This window comes from Staphylococcus sp. MSU001 (assembly GCF_052976705.1).
In genome coordinates this window covers 116,750-123,318 of the sequence record NZ_JBRIKK010000005.1, presented here as the reverse complement: position 1 = coordinate 123,318, position 6,569 = coordinate 116,750, and the positions used below count along the sequence as shown (strand labels likewise).

Here is a 6,569-nt window from a genome sequence, read left to right as displayed (position 1 = left end):
CAAATTAATTGTTTTGAAGGCTTTTTTGATTTGATAGTATTACTTTTTTAAAAAGTAAAAAAAGGGTATGTATTAATAGTAAATTTTTTAATTACAATGATTAAAGGAGAGATCATATGGAGACGGTTCAATTTTATAACGGAAGAACAATGCCTAAAATAGGACTCGGAACTTATAGAGTAAAAGATAGCGATGAATGTAGAGAATCTGTAAAACATGCTATCGAACAAGGTTATAGAAGTATAGATACGGCAATGATTTATGGTAACGAAGAAACGGTAGGTCAAGGTATTAAGGAAGGATTAAAATCGACTGGTTTGAGCCGTGAAGATTTATTTATAACTTCTAAATTATGGCTAACTGATTTTGGACGTCAAAATGTGGAAGAAGCCTATCGCCAATCTGTTGAAAAATTAGGACTGGATTATTTAGATTTATATCTAATGCATTGGCCAGGTACAAATGAAGCGGTAATGATTGATAGTTGGAGAGGTATGGAAGACTTATATAAACAAAATCAGGTGAAAAATATTGGTGTGAGCAATTTTACCCCAGAACATTTTGAAGCTTTGCTTGCCCAAGTTTCTATTAAACCGGTCATTAACCAAGTAGAATTTCATCCTTATTTAACACAAAATAAATTGCGAAAGTATTTAGAAGCCCAAAATATTATAATGGAATCATGGTCTCCATTAATGAATTCACAAATTCTCCATGATGATGTCATAAATGAAGTAGCTAATGAAGTAGGGAAAACTCCAGCCCAAGTTGTAATAAGATGGAATATTCAGCACGATGTTGTTGTTATACCTAAATCCGTAACACCACATCGCATAGAAGAAAATTTAGACGTATGGAATTTTGAATTAAGCGACAACCAAATGGAAAGAATCGATCAATTAAATCAAGATAAAAGAATTGGACCTAACCCTCTTGAATTTGACGGTAAGTAAATCAATAGTAAAATGGCTAAGACAAATGCTATTGTCTTAGCCATTATTATATATAGGTACAACATCGTTGAGTTGAGAATATGTTTATTTTTTAACTACAATTATTCTCGTTGTCATGATAGCTTGAGGACCTTAAGAAGGATTTAGTTTCGTTGAGCTTCTAAATTAATAAGATAATTAAAGATACAAATAGAAATCATAATCTATGAAATACGTTACTATAACCGTAAGTAAAAGTTATTTTAATATTAGATATGATATCCATAGAAGCAAGCAATGAAACCTAAAATAAATTGTAATAAGGAATAAACTACAAAACGTAATGGTTTAAATTGAGGGCTTAACATATTAACAAGTTCAGATGATAATGTTGAAAAAGTAGTTAAACCTCCGAGAACACCTGTAATAAAGAAAGGAAACATATGCTGGCTAGCGAGTGCGTGCCCCATCATAAACCCGATAATTAAGCTACCTGTAATATTTACTATAGATGTTCCAATAGGAATTTTACTATTGAATAAGCTTTGGCATATATTTGTGATTAGGGCTCTAAATACAGCACCGATTCCTCCACCTAACATAACGAGCAAAATAGTAATCAAGAAAATCTACCTCCTATTTTGACACCGAGGAAACAGCTTAGTATTCCTAAAATATAACTCGTTACACCATATACAGTAAACAGTATAAAATGATGTTGATTAAATAGTGTTATAAGTTCAAATTGAAATGTTGAAAAAGTAGTTAACGCACCAAGTAAACCAGTGGTAAGCCCTTTTTTTATGTTTGGATGAGTTTTAAAGAGTGAAACGCTTAAAGCGCCGATACTGCCCATTAAAAAAGCACCCAATAAATTGGCAACAAATGTTCCCAACGGAAAGGTTGAACCTTCATTAAGCATTGATAAACAGAATCTTATCAATGCACCTAAAGCACCGCCTACAAAAATATATAGATATTGCATCTATATTTCACCTCAAAATATAAAAGAGTTGATTGTTTATTTAAAAATGTAACCAAAAGTATGTAAAGATGAAAGAATATGGATAATAATAGTGATTAAAATAATCAATGGTAAAATTTTGCTTGCAAATCTAATCCAATCTGAACTTTCCTTAGCATATTTTATAGATTTATCGGCAAAAATAATCGATAAAATAAGTATTATAATATTAACGATACTCGTAACTACAACAATTTTCATAAACGATTGAAATATATTACTCAATAATGAATTATTGGTATTAAAGAAAAAACTTAAAATTATCATTAATAGACTAAGATAAAAATACTTTTTTGACCGAGCCATAAACTGCCTCCTAGATAAACATTATTACAATATACTATCATATTTATTAAACTTAAACATAGTAATTTTCATTCCATTTTAGACAATATATTTAAAATTAAAGCAAATAATTCGCTTACATTTCAAGGTCATGTTATAAATAAGTTATAAAATTTTTAAATTTAAAACGTGATAACAAAACGCTATCCATAGTTTTAGTCTGATATACATACAAATAACCAATTCTATACATATAATTGATAGTATTGATCTTTCACGTTAAGGAGGAGAAATGACATGACAAAATTAAATGTTAAAGTGTTTGCGGATGGTGCAGATATTGAAGAAATGAAATCAGCATATAAGAATCAACTCGTTGATGGTTTTACAACGAATCCAAGCTTGATGGCTAAAGCAGGTGTAACTGATTATAAAGCTTTTGCAGAGGAAGCGGTTAGTGAAATACCCGACGCATCAATTTCTTTTGAGGTGTTTGCTGACGATTTACCTACTATGGAAAAAGAAGCTGAGATTTTAAAACAATATGGTGATAATGTATTTGTAAAAATTCCTATTGTTACAACAACCGGTGAGTCTACACTACCATTAATTAAAAGTTTATCATCGAAACAGGTAAGGTTGAATGTCACGGCTGTCTATACTATAGAGCAAGTAAAAGCAATTACTGACGCTGTAACTGAAGGTGTGCCAACATATGTGTCAGTATTTGCAGGACGCATTGCAGATACTGGTATTGATCCACTTCCTTTGATGAAAGAAGCCGTTAAGGTAACTCATAGTAAAGAAGGCGTTCAATTATTATGGGCTAGTTGTCGTGAAGTATATAATGTAATTCAAGCTGATGAAATTGGCGCTGATATTATTACCTGCCCAGCTGATGTTGTAAAAAAAGTTAATAATAATTTAGGCCGTGATATAGGAGAACTTTCAGTAGATACAGTCAAAGGTTTTGCCAAAGATATTCAAAGTTCCGGTTTGTCAATTCTATAAATGTAAAAAAACAGCAAATTAGTGAATATATTTCACTAGATTGCTGTTTTATTTTAGTTATATAAGAAGATTTGAAAGAATAGTTTAATTCATTTACTATTGATAAATATGACTAATTCTGAAGAGAGGTACCTATCAAATGAGTAAAAATGAATTCATCAAAAGAGTAAATAAGCAATTATGGTTTTTAAATGCTAAAGAGAAAAATGCGCTTAACAAATATATTGACTCAGTTGATCAGGATAAAAGTGTTGACACAAATAAGCCAATAAGATTTTCAAATGAATATTTAAAGAAATTTATATTTAATCATAAGAAAAAATCGACTTCTCATGTGTTCGTACTTTTAATTTGTATGGTTTTAGCTTATGCATTTTTGCTCGGACTCTTTATTTTAGGGTTAGTGACCAGCTTAGCTATAGTACATGCCTATATCAACCCACGTATTGATTTATCAGGTTTTGTTATGTTAACTGTTTTGATTATTGCGATAGTTATGATGATTGCTAGTTTATATGCTATTAAACATACGACTGCCTTATTCACTAAAAAGCTTTTAGAATATAAATTTAATAAAAAGTAGTTTTCTCTATGATATGACCTACGGTAAGACTTTCTTGCCACTTTTTTGTTACAAGGGTATAGGGGATGTTCACTTCGATAGTCGAACCATTTTCAAAAACTATCTTTGTGGTATGAATTGAAGAATGAATTCCTATAATATTGCGTGCATTGATAAAATATTTAATCGATGCACGTTTTTGCGTAACTGGAAATAATATGGTTTCCTCATTGATATATATAGGTATGAGTTTTTTTATGTTTAAAATATTTTTAGATAACATACATTGATGATGATAAGATTTTTGATGTAATTCCAATAAATAATGTAATGTTTTTTCAGGTGAACATGGTAAATGAATATTGTAATGTTCATACTGAATATAGGTTTCAACATTTGTTGAAAACGCAGTTTGAAGATATAAAAGTGAATGCGTTGATATACATTTCATAGATGTCAATCCTTTGTAGATAAAATTAAATAACGACGTAGTTTTCGTATTGTGTTAGATTTTATTTTTTTAATCGTTGTAGGTGAAAAATCTAAGATTTGGGAAATTTCATATTGTTTGTATCCTTGTAAATATAAGGCTAACCAATCTCGTTCGCGTGGAAGTAACTTTTGTGAAATATCTTTAATAAATAAATCGATTTCGTTGATTGAAATTGACGGAGAAAGTTCTGAAAGGGTATCAATACTACATATATTAAGCGTAGTATCTTTTTGTCTAAATAAATCTATAAGATAGAATTTTAAGCGTATAAATAGATAAGATTTAAAAGAAGAAGATTGTTGTTCATCAAAATCGAGTGTAAGTTGCCACATTTTAATGAGCATTTGTTGATAAAATTCATCATAATTATAAGTGATTTGATAACTTTTTAACAAATAATGTATGATATTATTGTATTTTTTATATGATTCCTCAAATGACATGTAATTAACTCCTATTTATGTACATAAAGTGATTTCCGGATAAATAGAAGTTAACTTATTGTTTGAAAATAATCATTTGCGTAATTGAAGCAATAGGTGTTAAATAGTAGTCATAGACTTTATTAATATGTAAAATAAGTGTTTTATTTGCATGCTAACTTGGCTTTTCAACATAAATACTTTTTGAATAAAGAGGAGGGACTTTTATGGATTACGCACATTTAAATCTAGAGCACTTTTTTGCACGAAATGATGATTTGGATATCATTCGAGATCGATCTGATTTTGTGATGATTAATAATTTCACCAATGAGATGAAATACCGTGAAGGTGAAATTGAAGGAACTATCGATTTAAATCAATACTATTATAAAAATAGATCACAAGCTGTAAGTTTCATAATGATGAATTATAAGAACTGATATTTAGAGTGTCACCATAGTGACTAAATTTGGATTTATAAAACCTATTCAACACTATAATGTTTAAACAAATTAAAATTTAAATCTAATTGCCATAAAAACAAAAGGTAATATTGCTGTTTAATAATCAATGAATTTTTCAGTTTTGTCAGTATATAAAAACATTCATTTGGCATTAAAAAATTTCGATTCTTGTCTTATTTTTTTAATATGTGCATCGTGTAACCTATTTATTTAAATTTCAATTTGATTACCATTTATTTATGAATTTGTAACAAAAGAAGTTTCAAATTGTGAATGTGTTTGAATAATGTTAAACTTGATTATCGTAATAGAATGACTAGTTTAACAACAATGACCTAAGAGGTGTGAATATGACTAAGCACAAGAAAGGCTCAATATTAGCTATCATAGGTTTGCTAATTGTATTTGTTGTTACAGGTTTTATCTTCTTTTCAATGATTTCAGATCAAATATTTTTTAAACATGTCAAACCAGTTGAAAAGGTTGAAAAATTAGATAAAACTTTAGATAAAGCATCTAAAAAGCAAATACACAATTATACGAGCCAACAAGTATCTAACAAAGCTAATACAGCTTGGCGTGATGCGTCTGGTACAGAAATTAAAGAAGCTATGGATAGTAGTAAATTCATAGATGATGATAAACAAAAATATCAATTTTTAGATTTGTCTAAGTATCAAGGCATTGATAAAAATAGAATTAAACGTATGTTGTTTGATAGACCAGTACTACTAAAACATACAGATGATTTTATTAATGCCGCAAAGTCTAAACATGTCAATGAAGTATATCTTATTTCTCATGCTCTATTAGAAACAGGCGCAGCTAAAAGTGAACTCGCTAATGGTGTAGAAATAGATGGTAAAAAATATTACAATTTCTATGGTGTTGGTGCATTAGATAGTGACCCTATTAAAACAGGTGCCGAATATGCTAAAAAACATGGATGGGACACACCACAAAAAGCTATATATGGTGGCGCTGATTTTATTCATAAGCATTTCTTATCTCATGATGATCAAAATACACTTTATAGTATGAGATGGAATCCTAAAAATCCGGGTGAACACCAATATGCTACTGATATAAAATGGGCTGAAAGTAACGCGAATATCATTGCAGATTTCTACAAGAACATGAAAACAGAAGGTAAATACTTCAAATTATATGTTTATAAAGATGACGATAAACACCAAAAATAAATTAAATAGTTAAACTAAACACCACTAATAAAAGTTGTGAAGTTAATCGTGCTAATTAAAATTAATTTAGATTTAAGCAATAGTTAACTTTCAATAGTTTTATAGTGGTGTTTTTAATTTATTGGATTAAATGTTGAATTATTCAGCTTTGTTTTTTCGCGATAGTATTGT

Annotated in this window: 10 protein-coding genes; 5 read left to right on the top strand and 5 right to left on the bottom strand. The window is 29.2% G+C overall.

The genetic code is table 11. From position 1 onward, the window contains the following. Positions 1-116: 116 nt before the first annotated feature. Positions 117-953: an aldo/keto reductase gene (locus tag ACVBFA_RS03820; protein WP_002446731.1), complete on the top strand. Its 837-nt coding sequence runs from the start codon at positions 117-119 to the stop codon at positions 951-953. A 248-nt stretch (positions 954-1,201) separates the two neighbouring features. Here the strand turns inward: ACVBFA_RS03820 and ACVBFA_RS03815 are convergent, their stop codons facing one another. From ACVBFA_RS03815 to ACVBFA_RS03805, 3 genes are read right to left on the bottom strand one after another with little or no spacing between them, the layout of a single operon-like run. Next, a complete protein-coding gene (locus tag ACVBFA_RS03815) occupies positions 1,202-1,555 on the bottom strand; it encodes a fluoride efflux transporter FluC (RefSeq protein WP_002491828.1) in 354 nt (117 codons plus the stop codon). Next, positions 1,552-1,917: a fluoride efflux transporter CrcB gene (gene crcB / locus ACVBFA_RS03810; protein WP_002491766.1), complete on the bottom strand. Its 366-nt coding sequence runs from the start codon at positions 1,915-1,917 to the stop codon at positions 1,552-1,554. The genes ACVBFA_RS03815 and crcB overlap by 4 nt, the downstream gene beginning before the upstream one ends. A gap of 36 nt (positions 1,918-1,953) precedes the next feature. Further along, entirely contained in the window at positions 1,954-2,262 is a 309-nt protein-coding gene (locus ACVBFA_RS03805) for a hypothetical protein (protein ID WP_002487559.1), read from the bottom strand. Positions 2,263-2,538: 276 nt separating this feature from the next. Between ACVBFA_RS03805 and ACVBFA_RS03800 the strand changes: the two genes are divergently transcribed. Beyond that, positions 2,539-3,252: a transaldolase gene (locus ACVBFA_RS03800; protein WP_002487553.1), complete on the top strand. Its 714-nt coding sequence runs from the start codon at positions 2,539-2,541 to the stop codon at positions 3,250-3,252. Between the two features lie 139 nt (positions 3,253-3,391). Next, entirely contained in the window at positions 3,392-3,835 is a 444-nt protein-coding gene (locus ACVBFA_RS03795) for a hypothetical protein (RefSeq protein WP_002446726.1), read from the top strand. Here ACVBFA_RS03795 and ACVBFA_RS03790 read toward each other — a convergent pair. Then, positions 3,822-4,265 (bottom strand): competence protein ComK, encoded by a 444-nt coding sequence (locus ACVBFA_RS03790; RefSeq protein ID WP_002457860.1) that lies wholly within the window; start codon positions 4,263-4,265, stop codon positions 3,822-3,824. The genes ACVBFA_RS03795 and ACVBFA_RS03790 overlap by 14 nt on opposite strands. A gap of 5 nt (positions 4,266-4,270) precedes the next feature. Further along, positions 4,271-4,750, bottom strand: coding sequence for a sigma-70 family RNA polymerase sigma factor (locus ACVBFA_RS03785; protein ID WP_126122638.1), 480 nt, complete (start codon positions 4,748-4,750; stop codon positions 4,271-4,273). Positions 4,751-4,956: 206 nt separating this feature from the next. Between ACVBFA_RS03785 and ACVBFA_RS03780 the strand changes: the two genes are divergently transcribed. Together ACVBFA_RS03780 and ACVBFA_RS03775 are read left to right on the top strand one after the other, a co-directional pair. Next, positions 4,957-5,172 (top strand): hypothetical protein, encoded by a 216-nt coding sequence (locus tag ACVBFA_RS03780; protein ID WP_002456441.1) that lies wholly within the window; start codon positions 4,957-4,959, stop codon positions 5,170-5,172. A gap of 374 nt (positions 5,173-5,546) precedes the next feature. Further along, positions 5,547-6,398, top strand: a complete 852-nt coding sequence (locus ACVBFA_RS03775) for an N-acetylglucosaminidase (protein ID WP_001830727.1) — start codon at positions 5,547-5,549, stop codon at positions 6,396-6,398. Positions 6,399-6,569 lie beyond the last annotated feature (171 nt).

What these genes read in the sequence shown, in the direction of transcription:
- ACVBFA_RS03820 (WP_002446731.1), top strand. Translation starts at nt 117, where the DNA reads ATGGAGACGGTTCAATTTTATAACGGAAGAACAATGCCTAAAATAGGA.
- crcB (WP_002491766.1), bottom strand. Translation starts at nt 1,917, where the DNA reads ATGCAATATCTATATATTTTTGTAGGCGGTGCTTTAGGTGCATTGATA.
- ACVBFA_RS03805 (WP_002487559.1), bottom strand. Translation starts at nt 2,262, where the DNA reads ATGGCTCGGTCAAAAAAGTATTTTTATCTTAGTCTATTAATGATAATT.
- ACVBFA_RS03800 (WP_002487553.1), top strand. Translation starts at nt 2,539, where the DNA reads ATGACAAAATTAAATGTTAAAGTGTTTGCGGATGGTGCAGATATTGAA.
- ACVBFA_RS03795 (WP_002446726.1), top strand. Translation starts at nt 3,392, where the DNA reads ATGAGTAAAAATGAATTCATCAAAAGAGTAAATAAGCAATTATGGTTT.
- ACVBFA_RS03790 (WP_002457860.1), bottom strand. Translation starts at nt 4,265, where the DNA reads ATGAAATGTATATCAACGCATTCACTTTTATATCTTCAAACTGCGTTT.
- ACVBFA_RS03785 (WP_126122638.1), bottom strand. Translation starts at nt 4,750, where the DNA reads ATGTCATTTGAGGAATCATATAAAAAATACAATAATATCATACATTAT.
- ACVBFA_RS03780 (WP_002456441.1), top strand. Translation starts at nt 4,957, where the DNA reads ATGGATTACGCACATTTAAATCTAGAGCACTTTTTTGCACGAAATGAT.
- ACVBFA_RS03775 (WP_001830727.1), top strand. Translation starts at nt 5,547, where the DNA reads ATGACTAAGCACAAGAAAGGCTCAATATTAGCTATCATAGGTTTGCTA.